This is a genomic window from Streptococcus ruminantium, assembly GCF_003609975.1.
GTDB classification, from domain to species: domain Bacteria; phylum Bacillota; class Bacilli; order Lactobacillales; family Streptococcaceae; genus Streptococcus; species Streptococcus ruminantium.
This window is the reverse complement of the sequence record NZ_AP018400.1, coordinates 1,980,748-2,005,774: the sequence shown is the minus strand read 5'-3', so window position 1 is coordinate 2,005,774 and position 25,027 is coordinate 1,980,748. Positions and strand designations below refer to the sequence as shown.

Annotated in this window: 23 protein-coding genes, 1 tRNA gene and 1 other RNA gene; 15 read left to right on the top strand and 10 right to left on the bottom strand. The window is 42.1% G+C overall.

Annotation, left to right across the window (positions count from 1 at the left end; genetic code table 11):
• Window positions 1-78 precede the first annotated feature (78 nt).
• Both SR187_RS09440 and SR187_RS09435 read left to right on the top strand, forming a co-directional pair.
• Window positions 79-792 (top strand): hypothetical protein, encoded by a 714-nt coding sequence (locus tag SR187_RS09440; RefSeq protein ID WP_145981841.1) that lies wholly within the window; start codon window positions 79-81, stop codon window positions 790-792.
• Between the two features lie 35 nt (window positions 793-827).
• Window positions 828-1,106, top strand: coding sequence for a PqqD family protein (locus tag SR187_RS09435; protein ID WP_120172394.1), 279 nt, complete (start codon window positions 828-830; stop codon window positions 1,104-1,106).
• 172 nt (window positions 1,107-1,278) lie between these two features.
• On the opposite strand, the gene SR187_RS09430 is transcribed toward SR187_RS09435, so the two are convergent.
• The 8 genes from SR187_RS09430 to SR187_RS09395 all read right to left on the bottom strand — a co-directional run bounded on the left by SR187_RS09430 (window position 1,279) and on the right by SR187_RS09395 (window position 8,805).
• Window positions 1,279-2,226: a glycosyltransferase family 52 gene (locus SR187_RS09430; protein WP_120172393.1), complete on the bottom strand. Its 948-nt coding sequence runs from the start codon at window positions 2,224-2,226 to the stop codon at window positions 1,279-1,281.
• Window positions 2,227-2,247: 21 nt separating this feature from the next.
• The gene (locus SR187_RS09425) at window positions 2,248-3,369 is read right to left on the bottom strand and encodes a nucleotidyltransferase domain-containing protein (protein ID WP_120172392.1); all 1,122 of its coding nucleotides are present in this window, start codon (window positions 3,367-3,369) and stop codon (window positions 2,248-2,250) included.
• Window positions 3,370-3,379: 10 nt separating this feature from the next.
• A complete protein-coding gene (locus tag SR187_RS09420) occupies window positions 3,380-5,083 on the bottom strand; it encodes an ABC transporter ATP-binding protein (RefSeq protein ID WP_120172391.1) in 1,704 nt (567 codons plus the stop codon).
• Window positions 5,083-5,538 carry a S26 family signal peptidase gene (locus SR187_RS09415; RefSeq protein ID WP_120172390.1) on the bottom strand — a complete coding sequence of 152 codons (456 nt, stop codon included), beginning with the start codon at window positions 5,536-5,538 and terminating at the stop codon, window positions 5,083-5,085. Before SR187_RS09415 ends, SR187_RS09420 begins: the two co-directional genes overlap by 1 nt.
• A 611-nt stretch (window positions 5,539-6,149) precedes the next feature.
• Window positions 6,150-6,752 (bottom strand): hypothetical protein, encoded by a 603-nt coding sequence (locus tag SR187_RS09410; protein ID WP_120172389.1) that lies wholly within the window; start codon window positions 6,750-6,752, stop codon window positions 6,150-6,152.
• Window positions 6,753-7,143: 391 nt separating this feature from the next.
• Window positions 7,144-7,216 (bottom strand) — tRNA-Lys (locus tag SR187_RS09405).
• Between the two features lie 9 nt (window positions 7,217-7,225).
• A non-coding RNA gene (gene ssrS / locus SR187_RS09400) (6S RNA) lies at window positions 7,226-7,419 on the bottom strand.
• Between the two features lie 111 nt (window positions 7,420-7,530).
• A complete protein-coding gene (locus tag SR187_RS09395) occupies window positions 7,531-8,805 on the bottom strand; it encodes a replication-associated recombination protein A (protein ID WP_120172388.1) in 1,275 nt (424 codons plus the stop codon).
• A 69-nt stretch (window positions 8,806-8,874) separates the two neighbouring features.
• On the opposite strand from SR187_RS09395, the gene SR187_RS09390 reads away from it, so the two are divergent.
• The 6 genes from SR187_RS09390 (at window position 8,875) to SR187_RS09365 (ending at window position 12,932) form a co-directional block, all read left to right on the top strand.
• Window positions 8,875-9,210, top strand: a complete 336-nt coding sequence (locus tag SR187_RS09390; protein ID WP_120172387.1) for a MazG nucleotide pyrophosphohydrolase domain-containing protein — start codon at window positions 8,875-8,877, stop codon at window positions 9,208-9,210.
• Between the two features lie 2 nt (window positions 9,211-9,212).
• Window positions 9,213-9,683: a DUF3013 family protein gene (locus SR187_RS09385; protein ID WP_120172386.1), complete on the top strand. Its 471-nt coding sequence runs from the start codon at window positions 9,213-9,215 to the stop codon at window positions 9,681-9,683.
• 1 nt (window position 9,684) lies between these two features.
• Entirely contained in the window at window positions 9,685-10,035 is a 351-nt protein-coding gene (locus SR187_RS09380) for an ASCH domain-containing protein (RefSeq protein ID WP_120172385.1), read from the top strand.
• A 294-nt stretch (window positions 10,036-10,329) separates the two neighbouring features.
• Entirely contained in the window at window positions 10,330-11,226 is an 897-nt protein-coding gene (locus SR187_RS09375) for a GIY-YIG nuclease family protein (RefSeq protein WP_120172503.1), read from the top strand.
• Window position 11,227: 1 nt separating this feature from the next.
• Window positions 11,228-12,181, top strand: coding sequence for a 50S ribosomal protein L11 methyltransferase (prmA, locus tag SR187_RS09370; RefSeq protein ID WP_120172384.1), 954 nt, complete (start codon window positions 11,228-11,230; stop codon window positions 12,179-12,181).
• A gap of 1 nt (window position 12,182) precedes the next feature.
• Window positions 12,183-12,932, top strand: a complete 750-nt coding sequence (locus SR187_RS09365) for a 16S rRNA (uracil(1498)-N(3))-methyltransferase (protein WP_120172383.1) — start codon at window positions 12,183-12,185, stop codon at window positions 12,930-12,932.
• Between the two features lie 204 nt (window positions 12,933-13,136).
• Here the strand turns inward: SR187_RS09365 and SR187_RS09360 are convergent, their stop codons facing one another.
• Entirely contained in the window at window positions 13,137-15,572 is a 2,436-nt protein-coding gene (locus tag SR187_RS09360) for a bifunctional 2',3'-cyclic-nucleotide 2'-phosphodiesterase/3'-nucleotidase (RefSeq protein WP_120172382.1), read from the bottom strand.
• Between the two features lie 264 nt (window positions 15,573-15,836).
• On the opposite strand from SR187_RS09360, the gene SR187_RS09355 reads away from it, so the two are divergent.
• Together SR187_RS09355 and dtd are read left to right on the top strand one after the other, a co-directional pair.
• The gene (locus SR187_RS09355; RefSeq protein ID WP_120172381.1) at window positions 15,837-18,038 is read left to right on the top strand and encodes a RelA/SpoT family protein; all 2,202 of its coding nucleotides are present in this window, start codon (window positions 15,837-15,839) and stop codon (window positions 18,036-18,038) included.
• Window position 18,039: 1 nt separating this feature from the next.
• The gene (gene dtd / locus SR187_RS09350; RefSeq protein ID WP_120172380.1) at window positions 18,040-18,483 is read left to right on the top strand and encodes a D-aminoacyl-tRNA deacylase; all 444 of its coding nucleotides are present in this window, start codon (window positions 18,040-18,042) and stop codon (window positions 18,481-18,483) included.
• A 288-nt stretch (window positions 18,484-18,771) separates the two neighbouring features.
• On the opposite strand, the gene SR187_RS09345 is transcribed toward dtd, so the two are convergent.
• Window positions 18,772-19,452, bottom strand: a complete 681-nt coding sequence (locus SR187_RS09345; protein WP_120172379.1) for a metal-dependent transcriptional regulator — start codon at window positions 19,450-19,452, stop codon at window positions 18,772-18,774.
• Between the two features lie 122 nt (window positions 19,453-19,574).
• Here SR187_RS09345 and SR187_RS09340 point away from each other — a divergent pair, with 122 nt between their 5' ends.
• From SR187_RS09340 to SR187_RS09320, 5 genes are all read left to right on the top strand, one after another.
• A complete protein-coding gene (locus SR187_RS09340) occupies window positions 19,575-20,498 on the top strand; it encodes a metal ABC transporter solute-binding protein, Zn/Mn family (RefSeq protein ID WP_120172378.1) in 924 nt (307 codons plus the stop codon).
• Window positions 20,499-20,602: 104 nt separating this feature from the next.
• Window positions 20,603-21,373, top strand: coding sequence for a metal ABC transporter ATP-binding protein (locus SR187_RS09335; RefSeq protein WP_120172377.1), 771 nt, complete (start codon window positions 20,603-20,605; stop codon window positions 21,371-21,373).
• Window positions 21,366-22,226 (top strand): metal ABC transporter permease, encoded by an 861-nt coding sequence (locus tag SR187_RS09330; protein ID WP_120172376.1) that lies wholly within the window; start codon window positions 21,366-21,368, stop codon window positions 22,224-22,226. The genes SR187_RS09335 and SR187_RS09330 overlap by 8 nt, the downstream gene beginning before the upstream one ends.
• Window positions 22,219-23,058, top strand: coding sequence for a metal ABC transporter permease (locus SR187_RS09325; RefSeq protein WP_024532510.1), 840 nt, complete (start codon window positions 22,219-22,221; stop codon window positions 23,056-23,058). Before SR187_RS09330 ends, SR187_RS09325 begins: the two co-directional genes overlap by 8 nt.
• A 57-nt stretch (window positions 23,059-23,115) precedes the next feature.
• Window positions 23,116-25,008, top strand: coding sequence for a M13 family metallopeptidase (locus SR187_RS09320; protein WP_120172375.1), 1,893 nt, complete (start codon window positions 23,116-23,118; stop codon window positions 25,006-25,008).
• Window positions 25,009-25,027: the final 19 nt, after the last annotated feature.

Below are 25,027 nucleotides of genomic sequence, written 5' to 3'. Positions count from 1 at the left end.
TTCGGATTTATTTCGTTAAAGACAGGATTGGCCTATCTGACAGATCCTTACAGTGATGAACAAGAAAAGGAAGAGAAAGTGGAAATATTTACTATTCGTCTAGCAGAGTTGGTGATTCGGGTAATCTGTCGCTTTGCTTCGACACGGACATTTTGCAAAGATTATCTGACAGATGACGAACCCGACCTTACCATCGAAGTGCAACAAAAGGATATTGATTTTGAGCGGATGAAAGGTGGTGAGGAGGCGCGGCATTTTTCGGGAAACTATTTGGAACAAATCGCCCTCTATCGCTTGATTTGTGAAGAGTTACCCGCCCATAATCGACTGCTCGTCCATGGTTCAACAGTGGTGGTAGATGACAAAGCCTACCTATTTACGGCACCAAGTGGGACAGGAAAATCTACTCACAGCCAACTCTGGCTTCAGGTCTTTGGTGATAGGGCACGTATCTTGAATGATGACAAGCCTTTGTTGTTCATTACTGACGATCACATCCGGATTTACGGTACACCTTGGGACGGAAAGCATAGGCGATCTTACAATGGCTGTGCTCCCTTGCAGTCGATCTGTTTTCTAAAGCAAGGATCGGAGAATGTGGTCGAACAATTATCAGAAACAGCCGCTTTTGATCGACTCCTAACTCAAACTTACCGTCCTCTACAGTCGGTCACGCAACTGCAAAAGACCTTATCTTTGTTGCAGAAGGTGAGTCAGCTACCCATCTATCAACTGACTTGTACCATTTCAACAGAGGCTGTTGATTTGATTTACCAGCAGATGAAATCATAACATTATCAACGAACTTATTACCATAGGAGAAACAGATGAAACTAAAAGAAGGAATCCTACTACATCATGACCGTGATGATGAATATATCGGTATCACCATGGGAGACTTAGCAGAAACATTTAATGGCATGATCCGTTACAATGCGACTACTCATTTTATTTTAGAGAAGCTTCAGTCTGACATCAGCAAAGAGGAGTTGGTAGGTATTCTCTGCAAAGAATATACCGTCAGCCCTCAAGAAGCAGCCGAGGACTTGGGGAAACTTTTGCAGGAGTTGGATGAGATTGGCTTGCTTGAGAATTACTCAAATTAAGCCTCGGATTGGGTCTTGGACTGCTTTTCAACGTTATTCTTTGAAAGTCAAGCGTAGACTTGGTTTGATAAACTTCCATTGCAAAGTGAGCTAAAAAACACAGAAAATATTGAATTCTTGAATACATCAAGTCAATATTTTCTGTGTTTTTGATTTTGTTTAGGCGGATACTTTATACAGTGGAAGCTGTCTTTTGTCCAGCCGCATCTTGTTTTGCCTTTTCTTCTGTGTAGATTACTCTTTTTTCTTTGACCTTTGTCAAGCCATCGACACAAGAAGACATAAGTGTCGCCACTACATCAAAGGAGCTTGAGAGGTGTAGGTCTAGCATTTCCATCGGTGTATACCTTGGTAGCACTGTAACACCCGGGATTTCTGTGTAATCAAGGTCATCCCTTGGGTGTGGCTTGAGGTAGACATGGTAACCAGCTTCTTGCGCCTCTTGCGCTATTTTAAAATAAAAATAATACTGCTTTACGTAGTCTGGACTCTTGTCTGCCTTTCTAAAACTCTTCCAAAAGTCCTCCGCTAAAGGCTGGGTCAGTATCAAATAGGATGGCGAGGTAAGCTCTAGATTTTCTAACTGATAGAGTTCAAAAAGCTTTTGTAAGTGCGCCTCCTCTTGGCTTTCAAATAAAGCTTGACGAGGAACTTCGATAAATTTATCCAGAAACTGGGCATAATAGGTATTGTCTTTGATTTTGCTGAGGTCATTGATCTCAATATCTAGACAGACGGGACTGGAACCGTACAATCCGTTGACAGGGTCCTTATCTGTCAGATTTTTCAACTGTGCATGGTGATAATGAAAATTTAAACCGTCTTCTATCAGATGGTAGGGATAGCGCTTATCTCGAAAGGCTTGACCAATCTGATCGGCATCGTTAAAGAGGTAGATTTGGTCTTCATCTTCTAGCCAGTCAAAATACATTTCTGCTTGGACGACATCTGCTGTCAGGATCTTGACCCAAATATCTGGAAAGAGGATGTTAATCCTTTCTGCGAGTTCTTGATAGCCGCGAACATTCCGATTGAGAAAGAGGGCCATGGGTTCCTCTTTTTTATACTTCATCAGAGCGATCATAACCTGCATATTGGTAAAGCAAAAATATTTTTTCATTACATCTCTTTCTATACTGTGTTATTTCTCTTTTTTCCTCGACATAATACGAACTATACTTGAAAATTTTTGCAACCTTTTCTTGGTTGGAACCCAACGATAGATATAGATAAAAGGAAGAAGATAGGGATGTTTTTGTAGGATAGGAAATACCAAGCGCAGTCGCTCCACTGGTGGAAAGAATTGTTCTTTCCAATAGGTAAGTGAATTGCCACTATGGTTTTCCAATTGGTTGATAATCTGGTTATCCTTTAAGCCATAGGTTCCTGATGAGAGCATATAGGAAAGGACTCTCATTTCTTCCTCTGTCAAATCTTTTAAGGGAACTGCCTCTGAACCAAATAGCTTAAAGGCTAAGGACCTATGTTGCTCTTCAAAGTTTGTCAAGCCAATTTTTTCCAGTTCCTGACGGATATATGTCCAATCCATCTTGTTTTGTTCAGCTTCTAGGAGTAAGAAAAGGTCTACCAGGCTGCGGATACCGGTACCCGATTCCGAATAGTGCTTGTAGTCATGAATCAGTTGGTAGAGATAAAAATCTTCCAAACAGAAACGATAAGCGAAAGGATTGTCCTGATCTTGAATGAGGCGCTCCTTGATGTCTTTATAGTAATTTTTTCCGATCTTATCTAGTGATGAAATGAGTGGATCGATTAGTGTTCGATGCATTTCAAAATGAAAGATTGGTTTTTTCATATAGGCATCAACGTTGATTTCATAGATAAATTCGTAGCCTTCTTTTTTGAAAAATTCTCTGACTTCTTTTTCAAAAGTTTCATCAAAGAGAATATCATTATCCGACATGACCCGCATCCCCAGCTTAGGATAGTATTTCTTTAGGTGAATCCCTTTTAGTTCCATGTACCAAATACCTTCCTGGGACAACCATCTGGTAATCTTTTGGCGTTCATGATCAAATAATAATTCTCGGCGGATAGCTTGATTTTTGGATTCCTGAAAATCTTGAGGCAGATCAATAGAATCTTCTAATATCATGGCTACCATAGCGGACAAGCTGTGAAATTTGGAGAAACTGTAAAGTTTTTCCAAGTTCATCTGAGCTATTTTCTCCTGACAGATTGGCTTTTTTTGAAGGTAATGTGCCAATAAATAGAGTAAATCTTCTTGTGTTTGTGAAAACATACGTTTCTTTCTAATTCATTCGGTATTTTAACTCCACTCCTGACTCGGAAAAATGGAGTTGTTTGTTGCAGATGCCTAAGGCTGCTGGTCTATGGGTTACAATAATCATTGTCCTATCTGTCATTGCCTTGAGATTTTCTAAAATAGCTTTTTCTGTCTCCTCATCTAAGGCACTGGTGGATTCATCTAGCACTAGAATAGGTGATTGAGAATAGATGGCGCGTGCAATGGATAAACGTTGCAACTGTCCTTCAGACAAGCCTGAGCCGTCTTCGCCCAAGACAAAATCTAAGCCCTGTGAAAGATTTTCAACCAATTCTCGTGCGCAGGCCAACTCAAGTGCTTGCCACAGTAATCGCTCCTCATCCGCAGACAGGTTTTCTGAAAAGGTGACGACCTGACGAATTGTTCCAACCATTAAATGCTTAACCTGTGGCACATAGGCAAATAGGCGATGAAAACGAGCATCTAATGGGATGGTTTTTCCGTCTGTCAAGCGCAAGAAGCGCTGCCCTGCTTGTAGATCGTAGATGGAAAGAATCAGCTTGGTCAAGGTGCTTTTGCCACAGCCAGAAGGGCCAGAAAAGGCGATGTAGTCCCCTTTTTGAATGTCTAGCTGGAGATTGGCAAAGAGATTGCGTCCTGTGTAGGAAAAACTAGCCTCCTCAAAGACAATGGCATCAAGTTTTTCGTAGACTTCCTCGATTTCTGAATAGGACTTAGCTTCTCCTCGTACAGCATTCATCTGGCTAACCTCCATCAATCGTTCGCAGCTCACCAAGGTTGAGTAAAAACTTGGAATGTAGCTGGTTGCAGTCGAAAAGGGTTGGCTGACTTGAGCAACCAAGCGTGTAATGGCTACAAAGGCTCCGTAGGAGATTGCGCCTGTATAGATACCATAGGCACAATAGATGGCTGATAAGATATAGGCTGTCTGCAAGACTAGACTGAGGGCTGTGATATTGATATTTGAAAAAGTAGTCTGCTCCAGTCTGGCTTTTTTATGCTGTTCTAGGTAGTCATGAGCTTGCTCTTCAACCTTTTTTTCAATAGAAAAGGTCTTTATCACTAAGAGACTGCTGAGATAATCCTTGTAGAAAACCTGTAATTGGCTCGTTTTTTCTTGAATATTGCGATAAAGGCGACGTAGTTTTAGCTTCATTCCAAGACCAATCAAGAGATAGATGAGTCCCATTGGAAAGATGAGCCATAAAAATTGGGGTTGAATATGGCTGAGCATTAGTAGAATCGCAACAAGCCGACTCACCATACCGACCAGTCCTGGCAAGACGGTTGCCATTCCTCGTGAGATAATCCCTGTATCAGAAGTCAAGCGAGTCTGCCATTCGCCCGTATGAATTTGGGAAATGGATTGATATTCCCTTTGAAAAAGTGTTGTTAGCAGATAAGTCTTAAAGTGATTTTCAATGTCAGCTCTCGTTGCTTCCCCCCAATAACGTTGAAATGCGTGAGCTAGTATTTGCACTGCTATAATAAATAAGAGCATGAAGGCTGAAAACCAAAGTTCGTTACTATTTTTTGCAACTGCCGCATCAATGATATTGCGAAAATACAAGACAAAGAGTACGGAAAAAATAGAGGAAATCAGCTCCAAGAGGCAGAGAAAAGCGATTTGCAGTTTCTTGGAAACTGGCAATATAGAAAATAGCCATGTAAAAACATCTTTTATGGGTGGGTGGTGTAGTTCTTTCATTACCCTTGAATCTTTCTTTTTAGTCGTGATAGCTGTTGACGGAGCAACATGAAGGGTTTGCGAAGCCAGAGGCTATGTAGCCAGATGGATACATAGATCCTATAGCCTTTGTGGTCTGTAGAGAACCACTTCCCTTTCCGATAGATTTTGGTCACATAACCAAAAACCTGCTCTCTTGCTACTGTCTCCCCGTGCAGGCAGTTATCTCCCCGTGTGTAGTAATACTGCTCATCCTGATGGATGATGCGGTGGAGGACAAGTTGACCGTTTGACTTTTTTTGGAAGATTGGGATGTCCCCTATTTTTAATGAGTGATCTGGGAGGGGTTCTAAACGGATTTGTGTGGCTTTTTTATGGCGTTTATCATACAAGAGCGGACGCATGCTGATGCCCTGTGTTACATAAATCACTGAGCGTCCTGCTTCTAGTTCTTCTCTGATTTGTGAGTGATTCACGGATTTCTCCTCATGTATAAAATGTACTTACCGAGTCGTTTGTTCATTTTTATTAAAAACAGTTGATAGTAAAAATGAATCTACCTTTCATTATAACGCAATTTGTCAAATTAAGCCAGATGAAAAAATGATTTGCGCCTGCTTGAATAAAGGATAACAGTGGCTGGTCACGTTATGAAAAAGGCTTGGGGAATAAGGGGTAGGAAGATAAGCTTATGAGTCTATCCAATCCTGTTTTATGTGCATGGGAATAGGCTTCGCTATATGTTTACACTGTCATTTTATCTCTTCTTGGTTTGAAAGAGAATGAAAAACACAGAAAATGTTGGATTCTTGAAATGCATCAAGTCAACATGTTTCTGTGTTTCATTTATCAACTAGTTTTTCTCTGACTCCATAATGTAATAGAGTTGTTATGGTTTTATCTCAAAAGCATTTCACATCTTATGTAGTTCAGAAAAGGTGTAGAAAACGTGAATAATGACTCTAAAAATCATTGATAAATTTGAGGGAATTCCTATTTATTATGGATAAGTTTATATTTGTGGCGATGATAGATCAAGACCACACTAACAAAGGCAACTAGCTAAGCAAGTGTGTCCGCTATAGTCCTATTTGTCTCCGTATTCGTAGTTGTTGTTAGTCAAACCACGAGAGTATAGATAGCCAGCTAGGCGAGTGTCTCCGTTATAGTCATGCTTTTCTTCATTTCCATAGTCATTGTTAGTCAAACCACGGGAGTAGAGATAGCCAGCTAGACGAGTGTCTCCGTTGTAGTCATGCTTTTCTTCATTTCCATAGTCATTGTTAGTCAAACCACGGGAGTAGAGATAGCCAGCTAGACGAGTGTCTCCGTTGTAGTCATGCTTTTCTTCATTTCCATAGTCATTGTTAGTCAAACCACGAGAGTAAAGGTAACCAGCTAGACGAGTGTCTCCGTTGTAGTCATGCTTTTCTTCATTTCCGTAGTCATTGTTAGTCAAACCACGGGAGTAGAGATAGCCAGCTAGGCGAGTGTCTCCGTTATAGTCATGCTTTTCTTCATTTCCATAGTCATTGTTAGTCAAACCACGGGAGTAGAGATAGCCAGCTAGGCGAGTGTCTCCGTTATAATTTTCTTCGGCACTAGCAGATGGAGCTAAAATGGTAAGAAGTAGAGCGCCTGTCATTGCTAGAATACGGGCAGAAAACTTTTTGTTAGTAATAGTAAACATATTAACCTCTTTAACTAAAATGGTATTTTATCCAGGTACCTAGAATGAAAACGCGTTCTACGTATAGGATAGCTTACGAGGGGAGGTTTGACAATAGGATACAGAACAAAAACACAAAAGAATTACATGATAGATAGACAATGATAAGTCATATAGGGAACTCCAAAAAATTGAAAGGAAATTTTGCGATAAGGCAGACAAAATCAAAACGATAAAAACGGCTTTAAAAAGATTTTTGGTCATCGTTGAAAGAGAAGATGAGAATAGGTAGAGAGCTCAAAACATAGAAAGTTAGGACTAAAAGAAAAGATTTTCGACCATATCTGGATCAAAATCTATCATAAAATGAGAAAAAGCCTTGTAAAACAAGACTTTCCCACATATCAACCAATCCTCCCTGTAGGGATCGAACCTACGACCCACGGATTAAGAGTCCGCTGCTCTGCCAGCTGAGCTAAGGAAGGATAGAAAATAAAAATGCTGTATTGGTACCGGTTATCCATGAATTGTATTGATCCCGCACGCTAAAAGCAGGTGGGTGACACGTTTCGGACTTAGTTGCTTCTGGGTGTGCCAGCTTGCATACTGTCAGAAGATCTTTGTCTCCCTAGTAATACAAAAATAGTCGGTCAACACATAGGTATGAATTCGTATACCACAGCAGTTCTTATTTCTAACTTAATATTACCACATTTTTTGGAAAAATCAAGAGGAAAAATCAAAAAAATGTAAGCGATGTCAACAAAAGAGAATCTAAATCCCTGTTCTATCAAGGGATTTACGATTTTATTTTTTTCAAATTTTTTATTTTTTCTTGGGTCATGCCTAAAGCGCGCTCATATTTTCCAGTATCGTTGGCAGTGAAGTAGTTTGCAGTCAGTAACTTATCAGGTAGGTATTGTTGGTTGACCCATTTTTCCGGATAGGAATGAGGGTAGCGGTAGCCAATCGCATTGCCTAACTCTTTGCTACCAGCGTAGTGTCCATCCCGCAAGTGGTTTGGGATTGGTAAATGTCCCTTTTTTTGCAAATCAGCTAGAGCTGCATCCATAGCCAGATAGGCGGAATTTGACTTGGGAGACAGGGCAAGGTCGATGACAATGTTGGCAATCAAAATCCGTGCTTCTGGGAAACCGATTTTTTGTGCTGCTTCAAGGGCTGTTACCGTGTGGAGCTGCGCTTCTGGGTTGGCTAAACCGATGTCTTCATAGGCAATGACGGTCAAGCGGCGAGCCAAACTAGGCAGGTCTCCAGCCTCAATCAAGCGGGCAGCATAGTGGAGGCTGGCATTGACATCGCTACCTCGAATTGATTTTTGTAGGGCGGATAGGATGTCATAGTGAGCATCCCCACTCTTATCCATACTGATATAGGATTTTTGTAGGCTATTTTCCACAGCGTCAAGGTCAATATGGCGGTTGCCATTTGTTTCTTTTGTGGATAGAACGGCTAATTCCAGTGAATTGTAGGCAGCACGCAAATCACCATTGGTGGCATTGGCTAGGAAATCTAGAGCTTCTGGTTCAATGGTGACGGGGAAGGCGAAGCCTCTCTCTGTATCTAGCAAAGCTGTTTCCAAGGCTTGTCGAATATGACTGGTATCCAAGGGCTGTAACTCGAAAATCTGTACGCGACTACGAATGGCAGGTAGAATGGCAAAGAAGGGATTTTCTGTCGTGGCTCCAATCATAATGATATTTCCATTTTCCAAGAGAGGTAAAAGAAAATCTTGCTTGGTCTTGTTGAGGCGATGGATTTCGTCCAGAAGTAAGACAAGACCACCTGAAAATTTGGCTTCTTCAGCGATTTCCTGTAGGCGTTTTTGGTTATCCGTCGTGGCATTGAATGTCCGAAAGGCGTATTTTGTTGTGCCTGCAATCGCCGAGGCAATTGAGGTTTTGCCAATGCCTGGAGGACCGTAGAGAATCATGGATGACAGCATGTTGGCATCTATCATGCGACGGATGATTTTTCCGGGACCGACCAGATGTTCTTGACCGATGACATCATCAATAGATTTAGGGCGCATGCGAAGGGCGAGATTGGCTGGCATAGGCTTCCTTTCTGTGCTTTTATGGTATAATCATTATACTACAAATTCAGGAGTTGGGGATAGGAGAAGATGGTTCAAGTGACGGTATCTGTTTTGGAAGAATACTTGCGTGACAATTATGAGATGGGAATTTCCGAACAAAGCCTATTTATGAAATTAGTGGAAGAAGTGGGTGAAGTAGCAGAGCTGCTCAATAAGCGTGCTGGCCGTAAGATGGTAAGCGAGGAGGAAGATTTATCGAGTCGCCTAGCTGAAGAATTGGCCGATGTCATTCACTACGCAGTAGCTATCGCAGCTGTCAATCAGTTAGATTTAACCGAGGCGATTATAGAGAAAGACAAATGCGCTTCTGTCAAATATGGTCACGAAACCAATTTGCTGGAATATATAGAAAAGGGGAGATAAACATGGCAAAACATGGCTTTTTAGATGTGCTAGAGGCAGTGTTGGACAAGCATTTTACTTATGATTATGAGCTTAACTGGGACAAGAAAAATCATGCTGTCGAGCTGGCTTTTATCTTGGAAGCACAAAATGCGGATGGGATTGAAACGGTAGATGATGAGGGAACCGCATCTACTGAGGATATTTTTTTGGAGGAGTACGTCCTTTTCTACAACAAGGAAAAATCTCAATTTGATGCAGAAGATTATCTAGTTGCCCTACCATTTGATGCCAAAAAAGGCTTTTCAGCTGAGTTTTTGACCTATTTTGCAAGATTTTTAAAGGATACAGCAGATCAAGGCTTGGATGATCTCATGGACTTCTTGGTGGATCCAGAAGCCCAAGAGTTTGCGATGGAGTGGAATGCGCAAGCCTTTGAAGCAGGAAGGGCTGAGCTGGTGGAGAGTGAGTTTTATCCTTATCCGAGGTATTGAGATGATTCATGAAATGCTATTGGCTCCAAAACCCTTTGAAATGATGAAATCTGGTCAGAAGAGCATTGAACTACGTCTTTATGATGAAAAGCGGAAAAGACTAGCAATTGGAGATCATATTCGTTTTTATTGTACGGAGAATCGGGCGCAAACGCTGTTGATGGAAGTGCTCGTTATCCATGTATTTGATAATTTTACTCAATTATATAAAGAATTGGATTTATTATCTTGCGGCTATACGAAAAGTAATGTAGGGACAGTAAAGCCAGAAGATATGGAAGTTTACTATTCGCTAGAACAATTAGAAACGTATGGTGCAGTTGGCATAGAAGTAAGGGTGGTGGATGTATGATGGTATTGATTCAAGCAGAACGATCCGATTGGGATATTATTGAAGCGATTCAGCAAATCTCTCTATGACAAGTACCATGACTCAGGTAATTCTTATTTGGAAACTCGTGAACGAATAGAGGAAAAATTTTTCGTCTATATAGTTCTTACCATATGATGATGTTTTGAGGGAATCCGATTTTCAAAATGGGGGCTGGTGAAGCTCTATGAAGCATGTGGATACCAGCTAACTCATACAGATCCTGTGCAAGAGGGCATGGATTTGGTATATATGGAAAAGCGTAAAGGTGAGGAAATGATGAAACGTAGCAAGAATATTAACATGTTCCTGATGGATGGTGATGTCACAGGAAAAATGAAATGTACTCTGTCTAATTGGACTGGGGTTGTTTATAAAATACCAAGATTGCAATTAGCTGACTTGAAAAATCGTTCCGAAATGAAGCAAAGTGGCATTTATTTCTTGTTTGGTCGTGATGAAAATAGACAGAAAGATTTAGTTTATATTGGACAAGCTACAACGCGAAAAAATGGTGATGGTATTTTGAGACGGATTCAAGAACATACGAGAGATGATCATTCGAACTATTTTAGTGATGTCGTCATCCTGACGACACAGAATAATTCTTTTGGTCCGACAGAAATCAGTTACTTGGAGAATCGGTTGACTCAACTTGCTAAAGAAGCTGCTCGTTTCATTGTTAGAAATAGTAATGAACCTAATCTAGGGAATGTGACCGAGGAAAAACAATCGGAATTAGATGAAGTCGTTGATAATACTCTTATCATTATCGGGACTTTGGGCTATCGCTTGTTTGTACCTGTTGTTAGACAAGAAGTGTTAGATGATTCTAGTGGCAACCACCAGTTATTTTTAAAACGAAAAAGTAAAAAATCGAACTTGGAAATTATGGCTAGGTGTCAGCAGACAACGGAAGGTTTTGTAGTGCTGAAAGGTAGCATGATCGAACAGATTGATTCTCCAAAAATTCCGACAACGATTCAAAAACTTCGTCAGCAATTACAAGAAACCTTTGTCATAAAAGATGGTATTTTACAAGAAAATCAATTATTTAACAGTCCTTCCTATGCAGCGGCCTTTGTTTTAGGTATGCATACCAATGGGAGAACGGATTGGAAGAATAAACAGGGGCAGACCTTAAAAGAATTAGAGGAAAGGATGGAACTATAGAGTGAACAACTGGCAAGAATTAACAGTTCACGTTCATCGTGATGCAGAAGAGGCTGTTTCAAACCTTATGATTGAAACGGGCAGTCAGGGGGTGGCCATTAGCGACTCGGCTGACTATGTGGGGCAGGAAGATCGTTTTGGAGAACTCTATCCTGAAGTGGAGCAATCAGATATGATTGCCATCACAGCCTACTATCCTGATACCTTGGATATTGAGGAGGTAAAGAAAGACTTAGAGAATCGTTTGACCCAGTTGACAGGTTTTGGCTTGGAAACAGGGGAGATAAGGCTAGAAAATCAGGAACTGGCTGAGGAAAACTGGGCAGACAACTGGAAGAAATACTATGAGCCTGCTCGTATCACCCATGACTTGACCATTGTGCCATCATGGACAGACTATGAGCCGACATCTGGTGAGAAGGTAATCCGTCTGGATCCGGGTATGGCCTTTGGTACAGGAACCCACCCGACAACCAAGATGAGCCTCTTTGCTCTGGAGCAGGTGCTCCGTGGTGGTGAAACGGTGATTGACGTGGGTACAGGGTCAGGTGTTCTCTCCATTGCAAGTTCACTGTTGGGTGCTAAGGAAATTTATGCTTACGATCTAGATGAGGTAGCGGTGCGTGTAGCACAGGAAAATATTGACCTGAATGTCCATACAAGCAATATCCATGTGGCAGCAGGTGACCTTTTGCGTGGTATTGAGATTGAGGCAGAGGTCATTGTTGCCAATATTCTAGCTGATATCCTCGTTCATCTGACGGAAGATGCTTATCGTCTAGTCAAGGACGAGGGCTACTTGATTATGAGCGGGATCATTGCTGATAAGTGGGACATGGTACGGACTGCTGCGGAGGCGGCAGGATTTTTCCTTGAGACTCACATGATTCAGGGTGAATGGAATTGCTGTATCTTCAAGAAAACGACCGACCGATCCGGCGTGATAGGAGGCTAAGATGCAGCAGTATTTTGTCAATGGCAGAGCACCGCAAGAAGGAATCGTCACAATCGCGGATAGGGATACTGCCAAGCATATGTTTTCTGTCATGCGCTTGCAGGCTGGTGATGAGGTCATTCTCGTCTTTGATGATGGTATCAAACGATTAGCGCGTGTGGTGGACAGCCAAAGTCAATCCATCGAACTCATCCAAGAATTAGCGGATAACGTTGAATTGCCGGTTTCTGTTACGATTGCAATGGGGTTTCCCAAGGGAGACAAGTTGGAATTTGTTGCCCAAAAAGCTACAGAACTCGGTATGGCAGCTTTCTGGGCTTTTCCTGCTGATTGGTCTGTTGTCAAATGGGATGGTAAAAAACTGGTTAAAAAGGTAGCAAAACTTGAAAAAATCGTTCAAGGAGCAGCTGAACAAAGTAAAAGAAATTGTATTCCTACGATTAGGCTTTTTGAGAAAAAAGCGGATTTTCTAGCACAGTTAGCAGGTTTTGACCGAATTATTTTGGCATATGAAGAGGCCGCAAAAGAAGGGGAACACGTCAACCTCGTCAACATTTTGTCTGATCTACAAATGGGACAGTCAGTCTTGGTGATTGTTGGACCTGAAGGGGGTGTGTCACCGGATGAGGTGGCTATGTTTGAAGCGGCTGGAGCAATCAAGACGGGGTTGGGACCACGTATTTTACGAGCGGAAACGGCTCCTTTGTACGCATTGAGTGCGATTAGTTATGCTACGGAATTACTGAAGTAAGAAGCCAAATCTTACTTTAGGAGATCTTGGTGATGGTTCGTTTCCTCCGCAAATTTTCTGACTGGAGAGCATATTATTTTGACAGCTTGGAATAGAATATTCCGGCTGTTTTTGCTAAAATTACTTAGCACTTGCTACTAGCTATATATTTGACGTAGAAAGGTACCGAAAAAGAGCTTAGGAAATCCTAAACTCTTGCGATGATTACTTTTCTTTTTTCTTATTCCAGGCGCTAACAAATCCAATTAAGGTGAAACCTAGGAAGCTGAGCAGAGAAACTGCTTCGCCAGTTGTAGGGAGAGATTGAGCGCTTGTCTGTGAGCCTGCTGTTGTAGGCGTGTGTTTTGGGGTAGGTGCAGAAGGTTTTTCTACTGGGAGGGTGATACGCAAACCAGAATCAAGAATAATATCCTGACCTCGCTCGTTTTGGTCGGCTTGTTTGCTATCCAGAATAGCTACCTTAGGCTCAGTATAAACGAATCTAAATTCTCCGAACCTGTCATTCGTTGCAGAAGTCTGTAGGTAGATGATATTTTCTTGGTTTGCTAGCAAGTTTTTTGCTCGTTCGGCTGTTAAGAAGCGCAAATCCAATCCCTTAATGTTGTTGGTAAAGGTCCAATTCTTATCTGCTGTAGGGTTAATTGTCTTTTCTGATATGATATAGTTGATGATGGCTTGGCGATTTTCCAAATTAAGGAGGCGGTTGAGCGAGGCTTCACGGACACCAGGGAACGTTCCGTTTGCACGATAGTTGTTTGTAACAACGATAAATTCTTGGTCTGCTGTAACGGGTTGCCCGTTGAATTGTAGGTTGCGAACCCGGCTGGCTTGTTCGTTAATCATTTTACCGTTGCGGTCATATTTGTTTGGTTGAGTAATATCATACTGATAGGTCACTCCATCAATGACATCAAAATTGTAGGTGCGGAAGTCTGGATTGACCAGATTTTGTGGATTGGTTGAGGTTGGATCAATTTGGTTGAATTGTCCAGCTGACATTTCTAGCCATTCCTTCAGTTGGGCGCCATTGATTTTCAAAATAGCGACTACATTGTCATAAAGATAGAGGTCAGCAACGTTTTTGATGGCGATTGGTCCAGCAGGAATGTCTGTGTAGGCTGAGGCATCTCCACGGGTTCCAGCCTTAAATGGTGCTGCGGCAGAGAGAATTGGAAGACTGGCTTCAGGTGTACCTGCTAGTTGCTGCTTAGCATACCAGATTTGTGCATTGTTTACAATCTGAACAGACGGATCATCTTGAACAAGAGAGAAGAAACTGTTGATTGGAGCGGTTGTTTCACCAACTTGTTGACGAACATATTTGACCGTCTCGCCATGTGCTTCTTTGGCTATATCAACAACGCGGCTATCGGCTACTGGTGATGTTGTATCAATCTTACGGATGGAAGCCTTGCTGGAAGTGGTTGTCCATTTGCCATCTTTGAAGGTCAAGCTGAGATCAATGACTCCAAGGTGGTCTCCGTATTTACCAGCCATGGTAACAGGTGTTCCGTTAATTTTACCATTAAGGTCATCCACACCGGTGTATTTTGCATAGAAACTAGGTTTTTCAGAAGTTCCGGGGAATTCTGCATGTGAATGCCCTGTAATGACTGCATCAACATCCGCTAGGCTGGCGATTTGGTAGCCTACGTTTTCTTCACCTACTTCATGTTTATCATCACCAATGCCAGAATGAGAGAGGACAAGAACAATGTCGGCACCTTTTTCACGCATGGTTGGGATGATGTCGCGGACGGCTTCTACAGCATCACGGACGATGACCTTACCTTCTAGATGGGCCTTATCCCAGTTGAGGATTTGAGGTGGAACGATTCCTGTAATGCCGACATTGAGTGTTACAGCTTTTCCATCTGTATCTGTGAAGGTCTTTTTCAGAATGGCATAAGGTTGATAAAGAAAGTTTTTGGTTGTTGGGTCAAGGACATTGGCATTGACAAGTGGCATATTTGCTGTTTGGATAACTTTTTCCAGATAGGGCAGGCCATAGTTAAATTCATGATTTCCAAGTGTGCCAGCATCAAAGCCGAGAGCTTCCAGTGCGGCATACATAGGATGTTGTTCACCATCTTTTATTGGATCGACAAGAGATTTGTAGTTACCGAGAGGCGTCCCTTGGATAGTATCACCGTTATCTAGTAAGACAACGTTTGGATTTTCTTTTTTAGCTTTCTCAATCAAGACAGCTGTCTTTGCCAAACCAAGTGTTTCTACAGGCTTATCTTGATAATAATCGTAGTTGACTAAGTTAGTATGGAGGTCTGTGGTTGAGAGGATGCGAACGTCAACAGACTGTCCTTCTACAGGCTGGTTTGCTTCGGTGGTTGTAGGAGTAGTAGCTTTAGCCTCTGGGGCGGACTGGCGTTCGGTCTCAATCTTGGCGTTGCTTTCCTCAATCTTTGAAGGAACTGGAGACTCTGTTGTACTGGCAGAAAGGGCAAGGTTGTCGCTGGTTACGGTTGCTACTTCTTCTGCCTTGTCTGAGGTGGGGAGATTGGCCGCGGTTGAAGGGGTGGGATTTGTGTCGGTGACACCTTCTGCTTGAACGACATGTGAGCTACTAGCTGAAAAAAATGCCAAGGCAAGTGCAATGGCACATTTACTAAACCGAAAATTCATAAGAATCCTCCATTTTTCTTTTTATAATAATCTTCCATCAATTATTATACAGTGAAGCTGGGGAAAATTCAAGGATATATCTGAACGTTGTTATGAAAAAAATACGAAAATTTCAAGAAAAAACATGGAAAAGTGAACATTATCTAAAAAATAAGACCAAAATGTATTGTTTTTAAGGTGCTAGGGGGATTCAGCTTGATTCCTTTTTCTTTTTATGTGAAAATGGTAGAATAATAGGAAACAGAAAATTAGGAAGAGTACGGAATGAAAGAAATTACCTATACTGGTGAGGAAGTGGTTGCCTTGACAGCAACCTATCTGCCAGCAGAAGATGTTACTTTTGTTAAAAAAGCTTTGGATTTTGCTACAGAAGCTCATAAGAATCAATTTCGTAAATCAGGTGAGCCATACATTGTTCATCCCATTCAAGTGGCCGGAATCTTGGCCGGACTCAAGCTGGACGCAGTTACTGTAGCCTGTGGTTTTTTACACGATGTTGTTGAAGACACGGATATTACTCTAGGAGAAATGGAGGACGAATTTGGTCCTGAAGTTCGTCATATTGTCGGCGGAGTCACTAAGTTGGGTAAGGTTGAATACAAGTCACACGAAGAGCAACTAGCAGAGAACCACCGCAATATGTTGATTGCCATGTCTCAAGATATGCGGGTTATTTTGGTTAAGTTGGCAGACCGTCTCCACAATATGCGTACGCTCAAGCACTTGCGACCGGATAAACGGGAGCGGATTTCACGTGAAACAATGGAAATATATGCTCCTCTTGCCCACCGTTTGGGGATTTCCTCTATCAAGTGGGAGCTGGAAGATATGGCTTTTCGCTACCTCAATGAAGTCGAATTTTATAAAATTACCCGCATGATGAGGGAGAAGCGCCGAGAACGAGAAGAGCTGGTCAGTGAAGTTGTTGATAAATTGAGAAAGTATACAGAAGATCGCCATCTCCACGGACAAATTTATGGTCGTCCCAAACATATCTATTCCATCTATCGCAAGATGTATGACAAGAAAAAAAGGTTTGACCAGCTCTATGATTTGATTGCCATTCGGTGTATCATGGCTACTCCGAGCGATGTCTATGCTATGCTGGGATATATTCATGAACTTTGGCGGCCGATGCCGGGACGTTTTAAGGATTATATCGCTAACCAAAAAGCCAACGGTTATCAATCGATTCATACAACAGTGTATGGACCAAGAGGACCGATTGAATTTCAGATTCGGACCATGGAAATGCATCAGGTTGCGGAGTATGGAGTTGCGGCTCACTGGGCATACAAACGTGGTGGTAAGGCTGCTGCAACAGAAAAAGAACTCCGTTGGATTAACAATCTAATTGAGCTTCAAGAAGGTGCTGGAGATGCTCAGACTTTTGTCAATTCTGTCAAGGAAGATATTTTTACAGAGCGCATTTACGTTTTTACACCAGATGGGGCGGTACGTGAGTTGCCCAAAGATTCAATCCCAATTGACTTTGCTTACGAGATTCATACAAAAGTCGGTGAAAAGGCAACGGGTGCTAAGGTCAATGGGCGTATGGTGCCCCTAACAACGAAACTCAAGACAGGGGATCAGGTGGAAATCATCACTTCGGCTAACTCTTTTGGTCCGAGCCGTGACTGGGTAAACTTGGTAAAAACGCATAAGGCTCGCAATAAAATCAAGCAGTTTTTCAAAAATCAAGATAAGGAATTGTCCATTTCCAAGGGGCGTGAGATGTTGCAGAATCTCCTATTGGAGAATGGCTATGTTCCAAATCAGTACTTGGATCGTCGGCACATGGACGAGGTGTTGCAGAAGACAGGCTATAAAACAGACGAGTCTCTTTATGCGGCAGTTGGTTTTGGAGAAATTTCAGGCATGGCTGTCCTGAACCGTTTGACAGAGAAAGAGCGTCGAGAGGCTGAGCGTGCCAAGGCTAAGGCTGTCGCAGACGAATTGGTTAACGGTGGTGAAGTCAAGCACGATAACAAAGACAGTCTAAAAATCCGTCATGAGGGCGGTGTGGTGATTGAAGGGGCATCAGGGTTGTTGATTCGGATTGCTAAGTGTTGCAATCCAGTTCCTGGAGATGAGATTGTCGGCTATATCACAAAGGGACGCGGAGTTGCTGTTCATCGGGTGGATTGCATGAATCTCAAGAGCCAGGAGAATTATGATGTTCGCCTGATCGATGTTGGTTGGGAAGATGAAAATTCTACCAAGGAATACATAGCCAATATTGACATTTACGGTCTGAATCGCTCTGGCTTGCTCAACGATGTCCTCAAAGTTCTAACCAATGCTAGCAAGAATATTTCTTCTGTCAATGCGCAGCCAACCAAGGATATGAAGTTTGCGACTATCCATGTCTCTTTCGGTATTTCTAATCTTGCTACCTTAACTAGTTTGGTGGACAAGATCAAGTCAGTACCAGAAGTGTATTCAGTGAAAAGGACCAACGGATAAGATGAAAATTGTACTACAAAGAGTTTCGCAGGCAGCGGTAACGATCGAGGGAATTGTTCACGGGGAAATTGACCAAGGGCTTTTGCTTTTAGTTGGTGTCAGTCCTGATGATAATCAAGAGGATATAGACTATGCAGTGAGAAAAATTGTCAATATGCGGATATTTTCTGATGAGGCAGGAAAGATGAACAAGTCTGTTCAGGAGGTGGATGGGAAGATTTTGTCCATCTCTCAGTTTACTCTCTTTGCGAATACTAAAAAAGGGAATCGCCCTGCCTTTACAGGAGCGGCTACTCCTGATCTGGCTAGTAGCTTTTATGATAAGTTTAACCAAGCTTTGTCGGTTTTTGTTCCCGTAGAAGTGGGGGTTTTTGGGGCAGATATGCAGGTCAGTCTGGTGAATGATGGTCCGGTGACCATCATACTTGACACAAAAAATCGTTAGTTTGGTTTTGAGTTATTTTTGCTGTATCAGCGGGTGAAGACCTGCGATGGTTTTTTATCTACTGTTAAAAATTGCAGAATATAGCGTTAAAACTCTATTTTTCTGCTAAAAGTTATAGGGTACTTAAGTTATGTTTGCAATTTTTCACAGGAAACGCAAACTGAGAATCTCAAATATATGGTTTATATAGTTGAATAGCAAAAAAACGAATGATGGTAGGAAGTCAGGGAAGCTCACTACTATTCATTCGTTTTTTATTATTCTTACTTAGGATTTAGATAACTTTCTTCAAGGATGATTCTCATTAGCAGGGTGGGAATCGTTTGTTTTTTCTACAAATAACTGCTGGGCAATAGCTATTGGCACAGCCAGTTCTTTGTTCTTGTACTGGATGGTAATGGTTTGAGCGAATTGGTCAAATCCTGCTACGGTTAGTTGATCACCAACCCGTAAATCGTGTGATTCTAGGTATTGGAGAAGCTGGTAGAAATCGTGGATTCGGACCAGTTGGTAATTTCCGGCTTCTACTAGCTGAGACAATCGTTTTTGGTAGCGTTCAATCAGAGGTTGTCCCTCTTGAGGGATGGTGCCACCATGAGGACAGGTTTGTGGTTGCTCCAACAGAAGATCCAATCGATTGATGAAGCGATCCGAAACAGTATGTTCAAGAATCTCTGCTTCTTCGTGTACTTCTTCTGATGAGTAGCCCAGTTGTTTGACTAGAAATACCTCAATCAAGCGGTGTTTGCGATAGAGGTTGGCCACCATTTTAAGGGCAGTCTGGCTAAGGAGGTAGCCTGTCTTCGCATCTTTATATATGAGGTTTTCAGCCAGCATTTTTTTGAGCATTGCCGATACGGCTGGGGCAGAAAAAGCCATCTTTTCAGCGATTAGTTTATTGGTAATCTTCTGGTCTAGCTGACCAAGTTCATAAATACATTTGAGATAGTCTTCTTTATTTGGTGTCATAAGAACTCACTTTCTACAGCTATTATATCAAAAATTTAAAAAATCAGTTGACAAATTGATTTTTTTATCTTAATCTAATTATAAAGTTAGGTATACTTAATAAATACAGAAGGAGAACCTATATGAAGAAAATATTTCTTAGTTTTGCTCTACTATTGTCCTTGATTGGACTAGGAGCTTGCCGTTCATCACAAACCCAAGAGGGATCTAGTAAGCCACGCGTAGCGGTGACTACTTCCTTCCTTAACGATATGGTTCATCAGTTAGCAGGAGATGAGGTAGAGCGTGATTTGCTGATTCCTGCGGGAGAAGATCCCCACTTGTATGTCGCTAAGTCTAGCGATTTGTCAAAATTGCAAAAGGCAAATTTGGTTCTTTATCATGGCCTACATTTTGAAGGAAAAATGGTAGAAGCACTTGAAAAGTCTGGAGTTGCTGTTTCTAAAAACTTTGATAAGAAAGACTTGAACACGATGGATGAAGATGGTGAGAAAATTGTTGACCCTCACTTCTGGTTCTCAATTCCTCTCTACAAGTCAGCTGTTGCTGTAGCGTCTGAGGAATTGCAAAAACTCGTTCCGAAAAAAGCAGATCTTATCAAGAAGAACACAGAAAAATATCTAGCCCAGTTGGATGATTTGCATAAATGGATCGAAAAAGAATTGAGTGTGATTCCAGCAGACCGTCGTTACTTGGTTACTCCACATGATGCCTTTAACTACTTTGCTTCTAGCTATGGCTTTACCCTCTTTGCACCTCAAGGTGTTAGCACAGATTCAGAGGTCGCTAACAGCGATATGATTGAAACGGTTAACCTTATCATCAAACATAAGATTAAGGCTATCTTTACAGAATCTACAACGAATCCAGAGCGTATGAAAAAACTGCAAGAAGCTGTAAAAGCTAAGGGTGGTCAAGTTGAAGTTGTATCAGGTGAAGGCAAGGAATTGTTCTCTGATTCGTTGGCGCCAGAAGGAGAAGCTGGGGATACGTTTATTGATATGTATAAACACAACATTAAATTGATTGTTGAACACTTGAAATAATCAAGTGCGTTGAATGACCTGTTTTGGATACTTTTGAAACAGAATTTATAGAATAAAGGACTCGGTCTTGGTCGAGTTCTTTCCCTTTTTAGACAGGAGGAAATATGTTCCCGATAATAGAATTAGAAGATGTCAGTTTGGCTTATGCAGCCAGTCAGACCTTAGCCTTGGAAAAGGTAGATTTAGCTATCCCGAAAGGTAGTCGTACAGCTATCGTAGGCCCAAATGGTGCGGGAAAGTCCAGTCTATTTAAGGTCATCTTGGGCTTGCAAAAACCAGATTCTGGCAGGGTTAGTCTGTTCGGTCAGCAGACGGAGCTACCGAGCTTGATTGCCCAAAAAGTAGCCTATATTCCTCAGTCTAGTCAGGTTAACTGGCAGTTTCCTGCTACTGTTTTTGAGATTGTTCTCATGGGGCGCTTTGCTCACAGTAAGGGGATATTGCGAAGACCGAGCAAGGAAGATAGGTTGATTGTTGAACAGGCCTTGGAGCGTATGAAAATTACGGATTTGCGCCATCGCCAGATTGATCAGCTTTCAGGCGGCCAGCGACAGCGGGTCTTTTTAGCGCGTGCCTTGGCACAGGAAGCTGAGTTGTATCTTATGGATGAACCTTTAGCAGGGATTGATCAGGCGACAGAGATGATGATTATGGATATTCTGAAGGAATTCCAACAAGAAGGTAAGACCTCTGTAGTCATCCACCACGATTTGACAACCCTAGAATCTTACTTTGATCATCTGGTCTGGCTCCACAAGCAAGTGGTGGCTTCTGGTCCGATAGAACAAGCTCTAACGGTGGAGAATTATCAGGCTACCTATGGTATAGGGACAGGAATTTTTCTGAGAAATACCAAAGGAGGCAGTCATGTTTGAAGTTTTCAAAGAATATTCCTTTTGGACAGTTGCTTTGGGGACGATTAGTTTGGCTCTGGCTGCCAGCATGATAGGTAGTGTAACGGTTTTAACCAGACAGAGCTTGCTGGGAGATGCTTTGGGGCATGCTTCTTATCCTGGTGTAATCTTTTCCTTTATGGTGTTTCAATCACGCCAACCCCTCCACTTACTTTTAGGGGCTGTTCTATCAGGTTATTTATCCTATGGTCTCGTTCATTGGCTCTGTAGAAAAGGTGGGCATAGTCTTGTTAATGCCTTATCGCTGGTATCTGCTTCCTTTTTTGGCCTTGGAATGGTTTTGAAAAATGCTATTCAGGGGAATGAGGCTTTTGCAGGAGCATCTCAGGCAGGTTTGCAGACCTACTTGTTTGGACAAGCTGCCTTTATACAGCTAGATGATGTTGTGTTGATTGGCTGCATTTCTTTGGTCTCTTTAGGGTTGTTCTTTTTCTTTTATCAGGACTATAAGCTCTATCTTTTTGATCCGACCTTTGCCAAGGTTATTGGTGTACGGGTAAAATGGTTACAAAGGCTGACCATGTTTTTAATGATTTGCTTGATTGCAGTGGGACTCAAGTTGGTAGGGGCAGTTTTGATGAGTAGTTTTTTGATTGCACCGGCTGTATTTGGTCTGATATTAGGAAAATCTTATCATCGTAGTCTATTACTAGCAAGTTTAGTCGCTGTTAGTTCAGCCTTTTTCGGAACATGGCTCAGTTCGGCTATATCAGGTCTATCAACAGGACCGACGATTATTGTTTGTCTGACAAGCTTGACCCTGCTAGCTTTTACCTATGTCACCTATGTAAGAAAGGAGAATGGTCGTGTTTGAAGTCTTACTCATTTTGATTGTGATTGCTAGCTCCTGTGGTCTACTCGGCTCTATCTTGGTAGTAAAAAATCAGTCCATGTTAGCTGATGCCTTGTCTCACTCGGTTTTACTGGGAATTGTTTTGGGCTTTTTTATTAGCCATAGCCTGGATTCTCCCCTCTTGGTAGTGGGTGCTAGTCTATTTGGCTTATTATCTGTTCTTGCGATTGACCGTTTACATAGTCGGAAGGTGGCTCATGATGCAGCAACGGGCTTGGTTTTCTCCTTTTTCTTTGCAGTAGCGGTCATGCTCATTTCTCTTTTTGCTCGCAATGTTCATTTGGATGTGGATATGGTTTTGCAGGGAGAAGTCCTCTTTGCTCCTTTGCATAGAATGGATATTTTCACTTGGTCTTTGCCGGTCAGTCTGGTCAAGTCTACCTTTGCTTGGTTGGTGATTTTAGGTTTTTTCAGTTGGGGTTATTATCGTCTGCGGATTTATCTATTTGATAGTAATCATGCACGGTTGTCTGGTTTGCAGACGTCTCTTTTAGAAGTTGCGATTCTTATCCTAGTTTCTTTAACGACTGTTCTGGCCTTTGAAGCAATCGGATCTATAACTGTCATTGTTTTTCTGGTGGCTCCTAGTATGGCAGCTCTCCATTGGGCCAAATCCTTTTGGCAATTACTCGTTTGGGGACAATTGATTGCAGTCCTTACGGTTATTCTTGGGTTTCTATTAGCAAACCAGTTGGATCTAACAATGTCAGGAACCTGTGCGACAGTGAGTCTCTTTGTGGTCTGTCTCAGTGTTTTTGTAAAAAATACTTGGAAAAGGTCGTTTGGTAAGTGAAATTGTCAGAATTTTTTGTTATTATAGTTGTATTAAGAAGAAGCAAAGGAGCGAACTATGACACGATTACAAGATGATTTTTATGAATATGTCAATGGTGAATGGGCTAAGACAGCGGTCATTCCAGATGATAAGCCTAGAACAGGTGGTTTTTCAGATTTGGCTGATGACATTGAACAGCTTATGATTGACACGACCAGCGATTGGTTGTCAGGAAAAAATGTTCCAGAAGATAGCGTCTTGCAAAACTTTGTGGCTTTCCACAAGCAAGTAGCAGATTATGAAACCCGCGACCGTCTGGGTGCAGAGCCGGTTCAGGCCTTGATTGCTGAGTATAAGTCCTTGAGTTCCTTTGAAGACTTTACCAGCAAGTTGGCAGAATACGAGTTGGCAGGGAAACCAAACCTCATGCCGTTTGGTGTAGCACCGGACTTTATGAATGCTCAGACTAATGTTCTTTGGGCAGATTCGATAGGGATTATTTTACCGGATACGACCTACTATGAAGAAGGTCATGAGAAGGGGGCGGAATTGCTCAAAACTTGGAGAGAGTGTCAGGAAGCCCTCTTGCCAAAGTTTGGTTTTACAGATGAGGAAATCAAGGATCTCTTGGATAAACGTTTGGAGTTAGATGCAAAAGTGGCTCAGTATGTCTTGTCTAGTGAAGAAGGCTCTGAGTACGCTAAACTCTATCATCCTTATGAGTGGGCAGAATTTACAGCTTTAGTGCCAGAATTGCCGCTGGATGCCTACTTTACAGATATTTTAGGTCAGACGCCTGATAAGATTATTGTTCCGGAGGAGCGTTTCTGGCAAGCAGCTAAGGAGATTTATAGTCAGGATAATTGGGACTTGCTGAAAGCGACATTGATTTTGGGAGCAGTAGCTATGTATGCTGTTTTCCTTTCTGATGAAATCCGAGTTCTTTCAGGTGCTTATGGTCGTGCTTTATCGGGAACACCAGAAGCTCAGAATAAAGAAAAAGCAGCTTATAACCTTGCTCAAGGCTACTTTAGCCAAGCTCTTGGTCTCTGGTATGCAGGAGAAAAATTCTCTCCAGAAGCTAAGGCTGATGTGGAAAACAAGGTTGCTAAGATGATTGAAGTTTACAAGTCACGTTTGGAGACCGCAGACTGGTTGGCCAAAGAAACTCGTGACAAGGCTATCACAAAACTTAATGTCATCAAGCCTTATATCGGTTATCCAGAAGCCTTGCCAGAACGTTATTACAAGAAGATTATCGATTCAAGCAAGTCCTTGGTGGAAAATGTTGCTGAGCTGATAAAAATTGACATTGCCCATGGTTGGAGCAAGTGGAACAAGCCTGTAGATATGAAAGAATGGGGCATGCCAGCTCACATGGTCAATGCCTACTATAATCCACAGAAGAACTTAATTGTTTTTCCTGCTGCTATCTTGCAAGCACCTTTCTATTCATTGGAACAGTCTTCGTCTGCAAACTATGGCGGTATCGGAGCGGTGATTGCTCATGAAATCTCTCATGCCTTTGACTCAAATGGTGCGTCTTTTGACGAGCATGGAAGTCTCAATAACTGGTGGACAGAGGCTGATTATGCCGCTTTTGAAGCACGTACCCAGCAGGTCATTGACCAATTTGAAGGTCAGGAGTCCTATGGTGCTAAGATCAATGGTAAGTTAACTGTGTCAGAAAATATCGCTGACTTGGGTGGTATTGCGGCAGCACTTGAGGCAGCCAAGTCAGAAGTAGACTTTTCGGCTGAAGAATTTTTCACCAACTTTGCTCGTATCTGGCGTATGAAGGCTCGCCCTGAATATATGCAAATGCTGGCAAGCGTTGATGTCCATGCACCAGCTCATCTCCGTACCAATGTACAGTTGCCAAATTTCGATGAGTTCCATGAAACCTTCGGCATTCAGGAAGGTGATGGTATGTGGCGGTCAAAAGAGGATCGTGTGATTATTTGGTAATTGCAGAGAGATCTCTATC